Raw genomic sequence first — 16,610 nt, forward strand, 5'->3', positions numbered from 1 at the left:
CGCGCGGTCTGAACGATGGCGGCAGCACGCGCACCACGCACGGCGATCATCGATATCGGGTCCAACTCGGTCCGGCTGGTCGTGTATCAGGGACCGGCACGACTGCCCGCGATCCTGTTCAACGAAAAGGTCATGGCCGGTCTGGGTCGCGGATTGGCCGCGACCGGTGCGATCGACCCCGCCGCACTGGCCAAGGCGCAAATCGCCCTGGCACGCTTTGCCAGCCTGGCGCGGGAGATGGGCGTGACCGGTCTGCGCACCGTGGCGACGGCTGCCGTCCGTGACGCGGCGAATGGCGGCGATTTGATCGCCTGTGCCGAGGCGCTGGGCTTGAAAGTCGAACTGCTGTCGGGCGAGCAGGAAGCCAAGGCGGCAGGTGAGGGAGTGCTATCCGCAATCCCGGATGCCGATGGCATTGTCGGCGATCTGGGCGGTGGCAGTCTGGAACTGGTTCGTGTCCGTGACGGCAACGTCGAAGATCGGGTGTCCTTTCCACTCGGCGTGCTGCGCATTCCTGCCCTGCGCGAGCGTGGCGGCAAGGCGTTCGAGCGGCATATTGCGCGGCTCATCGAGGAGGCGGGCTGGGAAGGGCGGGGACGTGGCCTTCCCTTCTACATGGTCGGGGGGTCGTGGCGGGCGCTGGCGCGGCTGGACATGACGCTAGCCGATTATCCCTTGCCGATCATCCATCATTACGAACTGACGCCGGTCGATATCCTTCGCCTGTCGCGCACCATCCCCCATCTGGGCAAAGCGCGACTACGCGAGGTGCAGGGCCTGTCCTCAAGCCGCGCCGCCACGCTGGGCGACGCGACCGCCTTGCTCAGCGTCCTGCTCAAGCATCTGGGCAGCAGCACGACGGTCGTCTCCGCCTTCGGCTTGCGCGAGGGATTGTTGTTCGGCGCGCTGGACGCCCGTACCCGTGCGCTCGATCCTCTGATCGTCGGCGCGCGCGAGGAGGGCCGGTTGCTGGGGCGTTTTCCAGAGCATGGCGATTTGCTGGACCGCTGGATTGCGCCCCTATTCGACGAGGAGGCCGTTGGTGATGCGCGGCTCCGCCACGCATCGTGCCTGCTGGCCGATGTGGGCTGGCGCGCCAATCCGGAGTTCCGGGCCGAGCGCGGGGTCGAGATCGCGTTACACGGCAATTGGGTGGGGATCGACGCAACCGGCCGGGCGATGCTGGCGCAGGCGCTGCATACCAGCCTTGGCGGGGGACTGGACGTGCCGGCGCCACTGGCGGAACTGGCGACCCCCGCACAGTTGAAGCGCGCAACGGCCTGGGGCCTGGCGATCCGCCTCGGCCAGCGGCTAAGCGGCGGGCTGGCGGGACCTTTGGAGCGGACCGAACTGATCGTCGAGGGATCGATGCTCGGCCTGGCGATGCTCGACGCGGACCGGGGCTTTTACGGCGAGGCGGTGGAGCGCCGCCACAACGCACTCGCCACCGCCCTCGGGCGCACGCCGAGCCGGATCAGCCGCACCTGACGCGGAGGATCCGGCGCTCGGCATCGACCTCGACATTCAGCCGGTCGATACGGTAATCCATCGTCACGACCGTGTCGGGACCGATGACCCGCAAGGTTCGTGAGCCCGATCGCTTTAACGCCTCGGGACGCATCGAATCGGTCCAGACCTTGCCAATCAAGGGCGCCACCCCGGCATCGCCGCAGCTGGCCCCGGCCGATATATCGGCCGCCTTCGGCGTCGGCGCGCAGGCCGCGACACCCATCAGCGCGCTGATGGCAAGCCCCTTCATCACGCAGCCTCCTCGGTATCGCGGACCATCTTCAGCTTGCCGCCCTTGACCACGAAACCCAGCCGCCCTTCGACCAGATCGAGTGCATCGCGACCGAATTGCTCGAACCGCCAGCCATCGAGCACCGAAAGACCGGTCCGTACCCCTGCGGCCAGCATCTCCAGATCATCGGCCCGTGCGAGCAGACGCGGCGCCACGTCGATGTCCCGCGCTCGAATCTTGAGCAACAGCTTGAGCAGGTCGGCCACCAGCGCGCCTTCACGGCCCAGGCCCGGCTTGCGATCATCGCGCGCGGGCAATTCGTCGGCTCCGAGCGGCACGGCATTGTCGAGCGCGTCCATCAGGCGGCTACCAATGTCGTTGCTCGCCCAGGTCGCCGAGAGCCCGCGAACCTTGGCCAGGTCCGCCTGTTTGCGCGGCGGATGACCGGCAAGATCGGCCAGCGTCTCGTCCTTGACGATACGGCCGCGAGGCAGATCCTTCGCCTGTGCCTCCAGTTCGCGCCACCGCGCAAGAGCCTTGAGACGGCCCAGCATGTCCGGCTTGCGTCCCGAGACGCGAACGCGTTTCCACGCGCAATCGGGATCGTTCGCATAGTGCGACGGATCGGCCAGCCGCTCCATCTCCTGATCCAGCCACGCCCCACGTCCGGTCTTGCGCAGCCGTTCGAGCATCTTGGGGAAGATTGCCGACAAATGGGTCACGTCGCCGATCGCATAGTCGACCTGGCGTTGGTCGAGCGGCCGGCGCGACCAATCGGTAAAGCGTGCGCCCTTGTCCACCTGAATGCCCAGCCAGCTATCGACGAGGTTGGAATAGCCGATCTGCTCGCCTTGCCCCAGCGCCATCGCTGCGATCTGCGTATCGAACAGTGGGTGCGGGGTCTTGCCGGTCAGATTATAGATGATCTCGATGTCCTGCCCACCGGCATGGAAGACCTTGAGCACCTCGTCATTGTTAACCAACAGGTCGAGCAGCGGCGTCATGTCGAGCCCCGGGGCGTTGGGATCGATCGCGGCGGCCTCTTCGGTGTCGGCGATCTGGATCAGGCAGAGTTCCGGCCAATAGGTGCTCTCGCGCATGAACTCGGTATCGACCATGACATAGTCGGCTTGCGAGAGGCGGGCGCAGAGGTTGGCGAGCGTGGCGCTGTCGGTAATCAACGGATGGACGTGCATCATCTGCACATAGCGGCAGCTGTGCAGCTTGACAAAGAGGAACGCGAGCGACCCCGCTTTGGGCACAATGGGATTGACAAAAGGGGGGCTGGCGGGGAAGCGGCTGGGCTTTCCCAGACGTTCAGAGAATGTTCGCCATGCACGCCTATCGTACTCATAACTGCGCCGCGCTGACGGCCGAAGCCGTGGGCCAGACGGTCCGCCTGTCCGGCTGGGTCCATCGCAAGCGCGATCATGGCGGCGTTCTCTTCGTCGATCTGCGCGACCATTATGGCATTACCCAGATCGTCGCGGACAGCGATACGCCCGCGCTCGCGATCCTGGAAAGCGTGCGCGTCGAATCGGTCGTGACGATCGACGGCGTGGTAAAGGCACGGTCGGCGGGCACGGTGAACCCCAACCTTGCGACCGGCGAGATCGAGGTGTTCGCGCGCGGAGCCACGGTGCTTTCCGCCGCCGAGGAACTGCCGATGCCGGTCGCGGGTGAGCAGGAATATCCGGAAGATATTCGCCTGCGCTACCGTTTCCTCGACCTGCGCCGCGAGACGCTGCACGCCAATATCGTGCGTCGGACCCAGGTGATCTCGGACATGCGTCGTCGCATGGAGACGGCAGGCTTCACCGAATATTCGACCCCGATCCTGACCGCATCCTCGCCCGAGGGCGCACGCGACTTCCTGGTGCCCAGCCGCATCCATCCGGGCAAGTTCTACGCTCTGCCCCAGGCGCCGCAGCAATATAAGCAACTGCTGATGGTCGCGGGCTTCGACCGCTATTTCCAGATTGCCCCCTGTTTCCGTGACGAGGATCCGCGCGCCGATCGTCTGCCCGGCGAATTCTACCAGCTCGACCTCGAAATGAGCTTCGTCACCCAGGAAGAGGTTTGGGAGACGATGGAGCCGGTGATCGGCGGCATCTTCGAGAAGTTCGCCGATGGCCGTACCGTCACCCCGATCGGCCAGTTCCCGCGCATCCCCTATTCCGAGTCGATGCTGAAATATGGCAACGACAAGCCCGACCTGCGCAACCCGCTGATCATCACCGACGTCTCCGAGCATTTCACGACCTCTGGCTTCGGGCTGTTCGAGAAGATCGTCGGCTCGGGCGGCGTGGTCCGCGCGATCCCCGCACCGGGCACCGCCGAGAAGAGCCGCAAGTTCTTCGACGAGATGAACGAGTGGGCCCGCGCCGAAGGTCATGCAGGCCTGGGCTATGTCACCCGCAAGGGCGGCGAGTTCGGGGGCCCGATCGCCAAGAACCATGGCACCGAGGGCATGGAGGCGATCTATGCCGCGCTGGGCCTCGGCCCCGATGACGGTCTGTTCTTCGCGGCAGGCAAGGTGGAACAGGCGGCAAAGCTGGCGGGTCTGGCGCGCACCCGCGTCGCCGAACAGCTTGGCCTGATCGAGGAAGGTGCGTTCCGGCTGTGCTGGATCGTCGACTTCCCCTTCTACGAGTGGGACGAGGACGAGAAGAAGGTCGAGTTCGCCCACAACCCCTTCTCGATGCCGCAGGGTGGCATGGAGGCGTTGACCACCGCCGATCCGCTGTCGATCAAGGCCTATCAATATGATCTGGTCTGCAACGGCTATGAGATCGCGTCGGGTTCGATCCGCAACCAGTCGCCAGAGCTCATGGTGAAGGCATTCGAGCTTGTCGGCCTGTCCAAGTCCGATGTCGAGGAGCGCTTCGGCGGCCTGTACCGCGCGTTCCAATATGGCGCTCCGCCGCATGGCGGGATGGCCGCCGGCGTCGACCGGATCGTCATGTTGATCTGCGGCGCGCAGAATCTGCGTGAAATCTCGCTGTTCCCGATGAACCAGCGCGCCGAGGATTTGCTGATGGGCGCGCCGAGCTTGCCCGAGCCACGCCAGATGCGCGAACTCCACCTGCGCACGACCGCCGAACCCAAGAAGGACGGCGATCAGGTCGTGGTGGCGGCGAGCCACTGAACTCCATGACAAAAGGGGCGGGTGTCATCATCGACACCCGCCCCCGAAAGATACCGCCCGCGCAGGTCTTCACCCGCGCGGGCGTTTTGATTTACGCCGTTGCGACCGCAGCAGCCGCCGGCTTGAATTCGCCCTCTTCGTCCATCAGGTGCAGCACGCCATCCGCAATCGCGAAATAGGCGCCGCGCAGCTTGAGCGTGCCCGCATCTTCACGCTTCGTGACGAAGGGGAAGGTGCGCATATTGGCGATCGACGTACGAACCGCTTCCAGTTCCATCTCGCGCATCGCATCCGGGCCGTCGCCATGCTTGGCGACAACCTTCTCGCGCGCACCGTCGAGCAGATGCACCCAGTCCGAAATGAAGCCGCCTTCGCCCTGCGGCGCATGGGCGAAACCTTGCGTCAAAGCGGCCTTGCAACCGCCGCATGCGCCATGCCCCATAACAACGACATCGGTCACCTCGAGCTGCGTCACCGCGAATTCGAGTGCGGCCGACACGCCGTGATGGCCGCCGCCGGTTTCGAAAGGCGGGACGAGGTTGGCGACGTTGCGCACCACGAAAATCTCACCCGGCAGCGTGTCGAAGATCTGAGCCGGATCGACGCGGCTGTCCGAGCACGCGATCACCATCACCTTGGGGCTCTGGCCTTCCTTCAGTTCGGCCCAGCGGTCGCGCTGGCGACGCCAATCGGAGGTCCGAAAGCGCTGATAGCCATCCACGAGGTCGTTAAAGTCGGTCATTGCTCTCTCTTGTCCAGTTTGGAAACCACGCTCTAGCAGGCGAACCCGACCATGGCCGTTTCGGTTCCATATCAAATTGTGTCTGTGCCTGATATAGGTCAGGGCGCCGGGGGCATTGTGTCCGACGAGCAGCATCGCTATTTCGCGGGTCATGAACGAGTTGACACCGTTGGTCGCGCCGGTGCGCGCGCGTAAGCCCGATTGGATCCGCGTCAAGGCTCCGACCAGCGCCGGTTTCGCCGCGACCCGCGAGTTGATGCGCGCGAAGAGTTTGACGACGGTCTGCGAAGAAGCGGCCTGCCCCAATATCGGGGAGTGCTGGTCGAAAAAGCATGCGACCGTCATGATCCTCGGCGACACCTGCACACGTGCCTGTGCCTTTTGCAACGTCAAGACGGGCATGCCGCGCAAGGTCGACGCGATGGAGCCCCAGAATGTGGCCGACGCCGCGGCGCAGATGGGCCTGAAGCATATCGTGGTCACCTCGGTCGATCGCGACGACCTTCCCGATGGCGGCGCGTCGCAGTTCGTGAAGGTGATTCAGGCTCTGCGCCGAACGACGCCGGACACGACGATCGAAATCCTGACTCCGGACTTCCGCAACAAGGCGCAAGCTGCAATCGAGTCGATCGTCGAGGCGCGGCCTGACGTCTACAACCATAATCTGGAGACGGTTCCCCGGCTCTATCCGACGATCCGTCCGGGTGCGCGCTATTATGCGTCGCTTCGCCTGCTCGAGAGCGTCAAGCGCCACGATCCGTCGATCTTCACCAAGTCGGGCGTGATGCTGGGCCTGGGCGAAGAACGGCTCGAGGTCCATCAGGTGATGGACGACATGCGCTCCGCCGACATCGATTTCCTGACCATGGGCCAGTATCTCCAGCCGACGCCGCGCCATGCCAAGGTCGCGGAGTTCGTAACGCCCAAGGCATTTGACGCCTATGCTTCGATCGCCCGGGCCAAGGGCTTTCTGCTGGTGGCCAGTTCGCCGCTGACGCGTTCCAGCTACCATGCGGGCGACGATTTCGAGCGGCTGCGGTCGGCGCGCGAGGCGAAGCTGGCTGCCACGCGCTGATGCCCAAGCATAGCGAAACACGGCATCTGCCCTATACGCCGGAGCAGATGTTTGATCTCGTCGCCGACGTTGCGCGCTATCCGGAATTCCTGCCCTGGGTGTCGGCGATGCGCGTGCGCTCGGACTCGGACACCGAGACGGTGGCCGACATGATCGTCGGCTTCAAAGGACTGCGTGAGACCTTCACCAGCCGAGTCACCAAGACGCGGCCGGAAGCGATCGACGTCGATTATCTCGACGGACCGCTGAAATATTTGCGCAACAACTGGCGCTTCCGCCCGGAGGGGCAGGGGTGCGCCGTCGACTTCACCGTCGACTTCGCGTTCAAAAACCGGGTGTTCGAGATGCTGGCGGGGCAGGTGTTCGGCACCGCGCTCCGCCGCATGATCGGCGCGTTCGAGGATCGCGCCGCCAAGCTTTACGGCAATAGCAGTTCCAGCGCCAACAGCGCCGCCTGAAGCCGAATCGCACCCCGGCCGATATCGCCAAACTCATGGCGTTCGGCCTTCACATCCTCGGGATCGCCGTCACGTAGCGCCTGAGCGAAGACGACGGTCCCGACCGGCTTCTTCGCCGTCCCGCCACCCGGACCCGCCACGCCGGTGATCGCCACCGCCACATCCGCTTCGCTGGCGGCCAACGCACCCTGTGCCATGGCCCATGCGGTGGCGGTCGATACCGCGCCGAACGTCTCGATGACTTCGGGATTGACCTTGAGCAGACCGATCTTGGCCTGGTTCGAATAGGTCACGAACCCCGCCTCGACCACATCGGACGAGCCCGGAATTTCGGTCAGGGCAGCCGAGACGAGCCCCCCGGTGCAACTCTCGGCGAGCGCGACTCGGCGACCGGCTGCACGGTTTTCGGTGACGACCCGATCGGCGAGTTCGACCAGTTCACGGGGCAGGAGCACGTCCATCAGCGGTTTCCGTTGGCGCAGAGCGGCAGGTCGGGCACGGCCACCTGCCGTCCTCGCGCCTTTTCCGTCTTGAGATATTGAAGCGCGGTCACGACGACCGAGGCCATGTTGCGCGGTGGGAGGGGGGCAAGCTGGGTCACCAGCCGGTCGATCGTTCCGCAATCCTCCAGCCCAATCCGCCCGACAATGAACGGGACGAGCAGCGAGGTCAGCAGCGGCCGGGCATAGTCCGACTGTAGCAACGTGTCGATCGCCGGGTCGGACAGCTTGACGATCGCCGCGCGCGCGGCCGGCCAAGCCTGATCGGCCGCCCCTTCATATTTCGAGATCAGCGTGCCGCCACCCCGGATCAGGCTGGTGGCGGGCAGACGGCCCGCGCAGACGCGCCCGGTCTCGCGCAATATGTCGGGCATGGCGACGAGGGTCATCGCCTCGGCTTCCGGCGCGGTGATGCAGGCGCGCTGCTGGGCGCCGGCCACTTCCGGGGCGGCCAAGCCCAGAAGGGCGACGATCAGGCCGAAGCGCCTCATGCCGTCGCTCCGCTGGGCAGCCGCACCGTCGCGACCGCCTGGGTGGCGATTCCCTCGCCGCGTCCGGTGAAGCCCAGACGTTCCGTCGTCGTCGCCTTCAGACTAACGCGGCCCTCCTCGATATTCAGAAGCCCCGCGATACGCTCGACCATGGCGACGCGATGCGGGCCGATCTTGGGGGCTTCGCAGATGATGGTCAGGTCGACGAAATCGATCCGCCCACCCTTTTCGGCGATCAGCTTGGCAGCATGTTGCAGGAACTGGCCCGACTCCGCACCCTTCCATTGCGGATCGCTGGGCGGAAAATGCGTCCCGATATCGCCCGCCGCGATCGTGCCGAGCAACGCATCGGTCAGGGCGTGAAGCGCGACATCGGCATCGCTATGCCCTGACAACCCCTGATGATGGGGGATCAGCACCCCGCCCAGCCACAATTCCTCGCCATCTTCCAGCCGGTGGACGTCAAAGCCCATCGCGGTCCGGGTCTCCCATGACAGTCGCATATCGGCTCCGGCAAGGTCGTCGGGATAGGTGATTTTCTCGAGCATGGCATCGCCCTGCACCAAAGCGACGCGTCCGCCAAGACGTCGCACCATCTGGGTATCATCGGTCGCCTCCGCATCGGCAGGCCAGGCGGCATGGGCGGCGATGACCGATTGCAGGTGGAACCCCTGAGGGGTCTGGACCCGAACGACGCCATCGCGGGGCACTACATCGCCAAGATAGAGGCCGTCCGCCCGGTCATCCGTCCTCGCCAGCGTATCGGCCACCGGCAGGACCGGCATGGCACCGTCCGCTGCTCCCAAACCGGCGAGCACGCGATCGATCACGTCGGCGGACAGAAAGGGACGCGCGGCGTCATGGATCAGCACCTTCGTGACGCCCGCTACCGCCAGGTGGCGAAGTCCGTTCGCCACCGACTCGCGACGGCTGACCCCACCGACCTCGAACCAGGCATCCGGCAGCATGTCTCGGACCGTCTCTATCTGGTCCGGCGCGACCATGGTCAGAACGAGGTCGACCGCCGGGTGGCGGACCAATGCCGCTTGGCTCCAGGCGAGCATGGGCCGACCGCCCAGATCGCGGAACTGCTTCGGGACGCCACCGCCCATGCGGCTGCCGCCCCCCGCCGCGACGATCAGGGCCGCGACCTTTTCATTTTCGCTCATGCCCGGTGTCTAGCCGCTTTTCGCCACGCCCGCCAACCTTGCCTCCTGGCCCGTGTTCGCGTACAGGCTGCTCATTTTTCAGGCAGTATGATGCGTAATCTCGCCCCCATTCAGGTCGGTCCGGTGACGATCGACAGTCCCGTGGTCCTGGCACCGATGACCGGTGTCACCGACATGCCGTTTCGGACCCTGGTTCGCCGTTACGGATCCGGGCTGAACGTCACCGAGATGATCGCGAGCCAAGCCGCCATCCGCGAAACGCGCCAGTCGATCCAGAAGGCCGCATGGCACCCTTTGGAAGAGCCGGTGTCGATGCAGCTCGTCGGTTGCACCCCGCGCGAGATGGGCGAAGCAGCGAAGCTGAACGCGGATCGCGGCGCGGCGATCATCGACATCAACATGGGCTGCCCGGTCCGCAAGGTCGTCAACGGCGATGCGGGCTCGGCTTTGATGCGCGACCTGAAATTGGCCTCGGAGATCATTCGAGCGACGGTGGAGGCGGTCGATGTGCCCGTGACGCTCAAGATGCGGATGGGCTGGTGCCATGACAGCCTGAATGCTCCGGAACTGTCGCGGATCGCCGAGGATATTGGTGTCAAGATGATCACCGTCCATGGCCGGACCCGCAATCAAATGTACAAGGGGCAGGCGGATTGGGCCTTTATCCGCCAGGTCAAGGATGCGGTCTCGATCCCGGTCATCGCCAATGGCGATATTTGCTCGATCGACGATGCGGACATGGCGCTGGACCAGTCGGGTGCGGACGGGGTGATGATCGGGCGTGGCGCCTATGGGCGGCCCTGGCTGCTCGGGCAGGTCATGCACTGGTTCGCAACGGGCGAACGGCGCGAGGACCCGCCGCTCGACGAGCAATATCGCGCCGTGACCGAGCATTATGATGCGATGCTCGATCATTATGGGACCGAGACGGGCGTCAACATGGCCCGCAAGCATATCGGCTGGTACACGCGCGGCCTCCATGGCTCGGCGGAATTCCGGAACAAGGTCAATCAGGAAGCCAGCGCGGATCGCGTAAAGGCGATGCTGTACGACTTCTATATGCCGCAGATCGAGCTTGCAGCCGCAGCCTGAGCCGACGCGCCACGGCAGGCCGGGCTTTGGGGCGCTGTTCGCCGCATTGCCGGTTGCGGTCGTGGTCGTCGATCCGGAGGATCGGATCGCCCACGCGAACGGTCTGGCGGAACAGTTGCTCAACCTGTCCGAGCGCCTGATGGTCGGACAGCCGCTGGCTGCGATCCTGCCGCCGCCGGATGCACCGCGCAGCCGCGACGGGCATGGGTTCGCCGTCTACGACACGGTCATCGCCACCCCACGAGGCCCCAAGATCCGCGTGGATTTCGTCGAGGCCCAGATTCCCGATCATCCGGGCTGGCGCGCGATCACGCTGCACAGCGCAGGCCCGTCGCGCCGTCTGGCCCATTCCTCGGAGCGCTCGGCCGGTGCAAGGGCGGCGGTGGGTGCGGCCGCGATGCTGGCGCATGAGATCAAGAACCCCTTGTCGGGGATCAGAGGCGCGGCACAATTGTTGAATGGCGGTGAGTTGACCACGCTGATCACGACCGAGGTTGATCGGATCGCCGCCTTGATCGATCGCATGCAGGATTTCAGCGATACCAGACCCTTGCCGCTCGCATCGGAGAATATCTATCCGCTGCTGACCCATGCGCGAAGCGTCGCGCTGGCGGGTTTCGCAAGGGGTATCCAGATCGAGGAGCGGTTCGATCCCTCTCTGCCGCCCGCGCGGATCAATCGCGACGCTCTGTTACAGATCGTCATCAACCTGCTGAAAAACGCCCGCGAAGCGGTGCGTGCAGTTCGCAATCCTCGGATCATCCTCACCACCGCCTATCGGCATGGCATGTCGGTCAGCATCGGCGACGGACAGGAGCGCCTGCCATTGCCGATCGAGATTTGTGTGATCGACAATGGACCAGGCGCTCCACCCGACATCGCCGACCATTTGTTCGACCCCTTTGTGTCTGGCCGGCATGAAGGGCAGGGCCTGGGCCTCGCGCTCGTCGACAAGCTGGTTCGCGACATGAGCGGAATGGTTCAATATGCAAGAGAGGGTTCTCCCGAAATGACGGTCCTGCGCCTTTTGCTTCCCAGGGCCGTCCTATGAGCCATGTTCTGGTCGTCGATGACGATGCCGCCATCCGTACCGTGGTGGGTCAAGCGCTGCGCCGCGCGGGCCATGAGGTCACGGCGGTGGAGACGCTGGCCCGGCTGGACCGCGTATTGGCGGGCGGCGCGCCGGACATTCTGGTCACCGACGTCATCCTTCCCGATGGCGACGGCATCGACCATATCCGCAGCGTCGCCGATCGGTTTCCGGCGTTGCCGATCATCATCCTGTCGGCCCAGAATACGCTGACCACCGCCGTTCGTGCAGCGGAGGTCGGTGCGTATGAGTATCTACCCAAGCCCTTCGATCTGGACGCACTGACCAATGCGGTAGCGGGCGCGCTGGCGCGAGGGGGCGTGCTGGTGGAGGACGGGCTGGCGGACGATGACCGCGCCCTGCCATTGATCGGCCGGTCGCAAGCGATGCAGAGCGTCTACCGCGTCATCGCTCGTGTTGTTTCGACCGACCTCACGGTGCTGATCTCGGGCGAGTCGGGGACAGGCAAGGAACTGGTCGCCCGCGCGATCCATGATCTCGGCCCACGCCGCGCCGCGCCTTTTGTGGCGATCAACATGGCCGCCATCCCACGCGAATTGATCGAGGCCGAACTGTTCGGCCACGAACGCGGCGCATTCACGGGCGCTGCACAACGCAATGCCGGGCGGTTCGAGCAGGCGGCGGGCGGCACGCTGTTTCTCGACGAGATCGGCGACATGCCGATGGAGGCCCAGACCCGGCTTTTGCGCGTTCTTCAGTCGGGCGAATTCACCACTGTGGGCGGCGCCCGGACGATCCGCACCGACGTTCGCATCGTTGCGGCGACCAACCGGGATCTCGCTCAGCAGGTTACATCCGGCCAGTTTCGTGAGGACCTGTTCTATCGCCTGAACGTCGTGCCGATCGCCTTGCCGGCCCTGCGCGAACGGCGGCAGGATATTCCACTGCTCGCGCGCCACTTCCTGGAGAATGCGGCGCTGCAAGGTCTGCCCAAGCGGCGGATCGACATGCAGGCGATCGATGCACTGGTAGCGCATGATTGGCCCGGCAATGTTCGCGAGTTGGAGAATATGATGCGTCGCCTCGCCGTGCTGGCGCGCGACGAGGTTATCGATGCCGACGCGATCCGCGCCATGATGGGCGAGGCTCGCCCGTCTCATAGCAGTGCGGCAGGATCGAACGAAGGCGATCTCGCCACGGCGGTGCGTAGTTACCTGGCGCGACTTGCGGTAGAGCGACCAGCGATCCTGGATGACGGCTCGCTCTATGACCGGGTCATCGGCGAAGTCGAACGGCCGCTGATCGAGGCGATGCTCGCCCGACACGGCGGCAATCAGTTGCGCACCGCCCGTGCGATGGGGATCAATCGCAACACGCTGCGCAAACGCCTGGACACGCTGAACATCATGGCCAGCGGTGGCGATGAGGCTGGCGACTGACCAACCAAATTTTTACGAATTGTGGCTTGCAGGTCACGCTTCACGTTGTACGATTGCAACGATGTTGGCGTTCTTAAAGCCTGCTGTTCCTGCCGAACCACCGCGATCCCGCTTCGCGGTGACGCCGGTGATGGAGATCGCGATCATCATCGGCGCGGTGGCGATCGCGGCAGGGACCTATTGGTTCATCGAACAGCGGCACGATGCGCAGGGACTGATTGCGCCGCCGGTCATCGCGGGGCTGCTGGCGCTTAACCTGGTTCCGGCAATCTTGTTGCTGATGCTGCTCGGCCGGCGGGTCGCGATGCGACGTGCGGCGGAGTCCGCCGTGGGCGGGGGCGGAAGGCTGCATGTCCGGCTGGTCGCCATCTTCTCGCTCACTGCCAGCGTCCCGATCCTGCTCACGGTCGTCACCGCGTCGATGATGTTCCAGTCGTCCGCCGAATTCTGGATCTCGGATCGGGCGCGCAAGGCGTTCAGCGACGCGATGGACATTGCCCGCCAATCGCAGCAGCAGATCATCAACCGCTGGGTCTTCGCCGGGCGCGCCATGTCTCAGGACCTGGGCCGCAATCTTCCCGTGCTACGCGAAAATCGGCGCGACTTTCACGACTATCTGGTTCAGCAGACCATCGTGCGGGACATGGAGGAAGCGGTGCTCTTCTCCTATGATCCCAAACAAGGCTTTAAATTCTACGACTTCTTCAATCAGCCGACCGACGCCAGCTTTCGTGAGCTGGTGACGCCGGAAATGATGGGCCAGGCCGGCCGTTCGAACCGCCCAGAGGTCGGCATCAACGAACAACGCGTCTGGGTGGTCACCCCCTTGCCCGACAGCAGCGGTATCATGCTGTATGTCGGGACCAGCGTGAATGCCGCGTTCCTCAGCAAACAGCATTTCGCCGCCGAGGATGTGGTCGAGGGGTATCGGGCGCTTCAAGGACGAGCACGGTCGCTCCAGCTCAAGTTCAACATCGCCCTGTTCTTCGTCGCCCTGCTGATCGTCGGAATTGCCGTCTGGATCGCGCTGGCGGTTGCCGATCGCCTGGTGCGCCCGGTGGGCGAATTGGTCGACGCGGCGCGACGCATCGCAGGCGGTGACCTGACCGCGCGCGTCCCCGACCCCCGGACCCGTGACGAGGTCGGTACGCTGGCGAATGCCTTCAACCAGATGACGGGACAATTGGAGCAGCAAAATACCGAGCTGGTGACCGCGAACGCGCAGCTCGACAATCGTCGCGCGCTGATCGAGGCGGTGATGGCAGGCGTGTCCGCGGGCGTCGTCGCCATCGGCGCCAATCGGCAGGTCCGCATCGCCAACAGTTCCGCCGACATGTTGCTGGGCACCGAGCCGGGCGGGCTGATCGGCCACCGGCTGGTCGAGGTCGCGCCCGAACTCGATGCGCTGCTTGATCAAGGCCGCCGTGAGGCGACGGTTCAGGTGGCGCTACACGGCGACATGCGAACTCTGGCGGTTCGTATTGCACAAACCGCCGACGGACCGATCCTGACCTTCGATGACATCACCCAGCAACTGCTCGACCAGCGCCGGGCCGCCTGGTCCGACGTGGCGCGTCGTATCGCGCATGAGATCAAGAACCCGCTGACGCCCATCCAGTTGGCGGCCGAACGGCTTCAGCGCCGCTATGGCAAGGTCATCGATCCCGAGGATCAGACATTCGGACGCCTCACCGAGACGATCGTCCGCCAGGTCGGCGACCTGCGCCGCATGGTCGATGAATTCTCATCCTTCGCCCGGATGCCGAAGCCGGTATTCCGCGAAGAGGCGATTGCCGACATCTGCGCCCAGGCCATGTTCCTCCACGAAGTCGCGCACTCCGAAATCCGCTTCGAAATGGATCAGGACGATCCTGCACCGATGATGGTGTGCGACCGTCGCCAGATGAGCCAGGCACTGACCAACATCGTCAAGAACGCGGTCGAGGCGATCGAGGCGCGCCCCGAGGGGATGAAGGGCGGGCACGTCATGATGACCGTGGGGCAGCAGGGCGGCATGGTAACGATCACCGTCGCGGACAATGGCGTCGGCCTGCCGCCCGAGCGCGATCGGATCATCGAACCCTATATGACGACGCGGGCGCGGGGCACGGGGCTGGGCTTGGCCATCGTCAACAAGATCATCGAGGAACATGCCGGCACGATCGGCTTTTCCGACAATCCTACCGGCGGCACCATCGTTTCGATGATGTTCGATGCCGGCGCCCTGGCGGCGCTGGATCAGGGTGGCGCCGAACCCGAACTGGCTGGGGAGGGCCAGCTCACCGCTTTGACTCGTACTCGGACGTAAAGAATCATGGCTTTGGACATTCTCGTCGTCGATGACGAACTCGATATCCGCGAACTCGTCGCGGGCGTGCTGGAGGATGAGGGCTATGACGCCCGCGTCGCGGCGGACAGCGATTCCGCGCTGGAGGCGGTGGCGGTTCGCCGTCCGTCTCTCGTGCTGCTCGACGTTTGGCTGCAAGGCTCCAAGCTGGACGGCCTCGAACTGCTGGACGAGATCAAGCGTCGCGATCCCTCGATCCCCGTTCTGGTGATTTCGGGCCATGGCAATCTGGACACGGCCGTGGCCGCGATCCGCAAGGGCGCTGCGGACTTTATCGAAAAGCCGTTTGAGGCCGAACGCCTGCTGCTGATGGTGGGTCGCGCGACCGAGACGGAGCGGTTGCGGCGGGAGAACGCCTCGCTGCGGGCCAGCGCTGGACGCGAGACCGATCTGACTGGTTCGTCCAGCGCCATCAATGGCATCCGCGCTACCCTGAAGCGGGTGGCCGCCACCGGCAGCCGCGTGCTGATCATGGGGGCGGCCGGGGTCGGCAAAGAGGTAGCGGCGCGGCTTCTGCATGGCTGGAGCAATCGATCCAGTGCGCCGTTCGTCGTCGTCAGCGCGGCGCGGATGACGCCCGAACGCGTTGACGAGGAATTGTTCGGGGTGGAGGAGGGGGGGGACCTCGTCCGAACCGGACTGCTCGAACAAGCGCATGGCGGCACGCTGTTCCTCGACGAGATCGCCGACATGCCGATCGCGACCCAGGCCCGCATCCTGCGCGTGCTGACCGACCAGAGCTTCACCCGTGTCGGGGGAACGCGCGTCGTCAAGGTCGATGTCCGCGTCGTCTCGGCCACGGCACGCGACCTGACTCAGGAGATCGCCGAGGGGCGGTTCCGCGAGGACCTCTACTATCGCCTCAACGTCGTGCCCGTCACCATCCCTTCGCTCTCCGAGCGGCGCGAGGATATCCCGCCGCTCGTCGAGCACTTCATGGCGCACTACGCCACCGAACGTCGCGTCCGCACGCCCGAAATCGCACCTGACGCGATGGTGGCGATGCAGTCCTATGATTGGCCGGGCAATGTCCGTCAGCTACGTAACGTCGTCGAGCGTACCATTATCCTGGCGCCAGGGGACCGGGTTGGCCGGATCGACCTCGACCTTCTGCCCGCCGAGGTACTGGGCGAGGGGGCCGACATGGGGGGTGGGGGCGCCACCGCGATCATGGGGGCGCCGTTGCGCGAGGCGCGGGAGAGTTGGGAACGCGAATATCTGCGCGTCCAGATCCGCCGCTTTTCGGGCAACATTTCCCGTACGGCGAGCTTCATCGGTATGGAGCGCTCGGCGCTCCATCGCAAGTTGAAGCTGCTGGGGATCAGCGAGACGCGCGACGAATGATCGACATGCCCAC

General features: G+C 64.9%; 15 protein-coding genes. 9 read left to right on the top strand and 6 right to left on the bottom strand.

What is annotated here, in order from left to right; translation table 11 throughout:
• Window positions 1-15: 15 nt before the first annotated feature.
• A complete protein-coding gene (locus NZL82_RS09515) occupies window positions 16-1,488 on the top strand; it encodes a Ppx/GppA family phosphatase (protein WP_261269516.1) in 1,473 nt (490 codons plus the stop codon).
• Here the strand turns inward: NZL82_RS09515 and NZL82_RS09520 are convergent.
• Both NZL82_RS09520 and rnd read right to left on the bottom strand, forming a co-directional pair.
• A complete protein-coding gene (locus NZL82_RS09520) occupies window positions 1,475-1,759 on the bottom strand; it encodes an I78 family peptidase inhibitor (protein WP_261269517.1) in 285 nt (94 codons plus the stop codon). The genes NZL82_RS09515 and NZL82_RS09520 overlap by 14 nt on opposite strands.
• The gene (gene rnd / locus NZL82_RS09525; RefSeq protein ID WP_261269518.1) at window positions 1,759-2,937 is read right to left on the bottom strand and encodes a ribonuclease D; all 1,179 of its coding nucleotides are present in this window, start codon (window positions 2,935-2,937) and stop codon (window positions 1,759-1,761) included. Before rnd ends, NZL82_RS09520 begins: the two co-directional genes overlap by 1 nt.
• 137 nt (window positions 2,938-3,074) lie before the next feature.
• Between rnd and aspS the strand changes: the two genes are divergently transcribed.
• Window positions 3,075-4,889: an aspartate--tRNA ligase gene (gene aspS, locus NZL82_RS09530; RefSeq protein WP_261269519.1), complete on the top strand. Its 1,815-nt coding sequence runs from the start codon at window positions 3,075-3,077 to the stop codon at window positions 4,887-4,889.
• Window positions 4,890-4,980: 91 nt separating this feature from the next.
• On the opposite strand, the gene NZL82_RS09535 is transcribed toward aspS, so the two are convergent.
• A complete protein-coding gene (locus tag NZL82_RS09535; protein ID WP_261269520.1) occupies window positions 4,981-5,631 on the bottom strand; it encodes a carbonic anhydrase in 651 nt (216 codons plus the stop codon).
• A gap of 151 nt (window positions 5,632-5,782) precedes the next feature.
• Here NZL82_RS09535 and lipA point away from each other — a divergent pair, with 151 nt between their 5' ends.
• Both lipA and NZL82_RS09545 read left to right on the top strand, forming a co-directional pair.
• Window positions 5,783-6,706 (top strand): lipoyl synthase, encoded by a 924-nt coding sequence (gene lipA, locus NZL82_RS09540; RefSeq protein WP_261269521.1) that lies wholly within the window; start codon window positions 5,783-5,785, stop codon window positions 6,704-6,706.
• Entirely contained in the window at window positions 6,706-7,164 is a 459-nt protein-coding gene (locus NZL82_RS09545; protein WP_261269522.1) for a type II toxin-antitoxin system RatA family toxin, read from the top strand. Before lipA ends, NZL82_RS09545 begins: the two co-directional genes overlap by 1 nt.
• On the opposite strand, the gene NZL82_RS09550 is transcribed toward NZL82_RS09545, so the two are convergent.
• From NZL82_RS09550 to NZL82_RS09560, 3 genes are read right to left on the bottom strand one after another with little or no spacing between them, the layout of a single operon-like run.
• Window positions 7,125-7,625 carry a CinA family protein gene (locus NZL82_RS09550; RefSeq protein ID WP_261269523.1) on the bottom strand — a complete coding sequence of 167 codons (501 nt, stop codon included), beginning with the start codon at window positions 7,623-7,625 and terminating at the stop codon, window positions 7,125-7,127. The genes NZL82_RS09545 and NZL82_RS09550 overlap by 40 nt on opposite strands.
• Window positions 7,625-8,155, bottom strand: coding sequence for a hypothetical protein (locus tag NZL82_RS09555; RefSeq protein WP_261269524.1), 531 nt, complete (start codon window positions 8,153-8,155; stop codon window positions 7,625-7,627). The genes NZL82_RS09550 and NZL82_RS09555 overlap by 1 nt, the downstream gene beginning before the upstream one ends.
• Window positions 8,152-9,324 carry a bifunctional 2-C-methyl-D-erythritol 4-phosphate cytidylyltransferase/2-C-methyl-D-erythritol 2,4-cyclodiphosphate synthase gene (locus NZL82_RS09560; protein ID WP_261269525.1) on the bottom strand — a complete coding sequence of 391 codons (1,173 nt, stop codon included), beginning with the start codon at window positions 9,322-9,324 and terminating at the stop codon, window positions 8,152-8,154. The genes NZL82_RS09555 and NZL82_RS09560 overlap by 4 nt, the downstream gene beginning before the upstream one ends.
• A 90-nt stretch (window positions 9,325-9,414) precedes the next feature.
• Between NZL82_RS09560 and dusB the strand changes: the two genes are divergently transcribed.
• The 5 genes from dusB to NZL82_RS09585 all read left to right on the top strand — a co-directional run bounded on the left by dusB (window position 9,415) and on the right by NZL82_RS09585 (window position 16,597).
• Entirely contained in the window at window positions 9,415-10,416 is a 1,002-nt protein-coding gene (dusB, locus tag NZL82_RS09565; RefSeq protein ID WP_261269526.1) for a tRNA dihydrouridine synthase DusB, read from the top strand.
• A complete protein-coding gene (locus NZL82_RS09570) occupies window positions 10,400-11,467 on the top strand; it encodes a nitrogen regulation protein NR(II) (RefSeq protein ID WP_261269527.1) in 1,068 nt (355 codons plus the stop codon). Before dusB ends, NZL82_RS09570 begins: the two co-directional genes overlap by 17 nt.
• A complete protein-coding gene (gene ntrC / locus NZL82_RS09575; RefSeq protein ID WP_261269528.1) occupies window positions 11,464-12,906 on the top strand; it encodes a nitrogen regulation protein NR(I) in 1,443 nt (480 codons plus the stop codon). The genes NZL82_RS09570 and ntrC overlap by 4 nt, the downstream gene beginning before the upstream one ends.
• Window positions 12,907-12,967: 61 nt before the next feature.
• A complete protein-coding gene (locus tag NZL82_RS09580) occupies window positions 12,968-15,214 on the top strand; it encodes an ATP-binding protein (protein ID WP_261269529.1) in 2,247 nt (748 codons plus the stop codon).
• A 6-nt stretch (window positions 15,215-15,220) separates the two neighbouring features.
• The gene (locus NZL82_RS09585; protein ID WP_261269530.1) at window positions 15,221-16,597 is read left to right on the top strand and encodes a sigma-54 dependent transcriptional regulator; all 1,377 of its coding nucleotides are present in this window, start codon (window positions 15,221-15,223) and stop codon (window positions 16,595-16,597) included.
• Window positions 16,598-16,610: the final 13 nt, after the last annotated feature.

The organism is Sphingomonas sp. LC-1, assembly GCF_025371035.1.
Taxonomy (GTDB): Bacteria; Pseudomonadota; Alphaproteobacteria; order Sphingomonadales; family Sphingomonadaceae; genus Sphingomonas; species Sphingomonas sanguinis_E.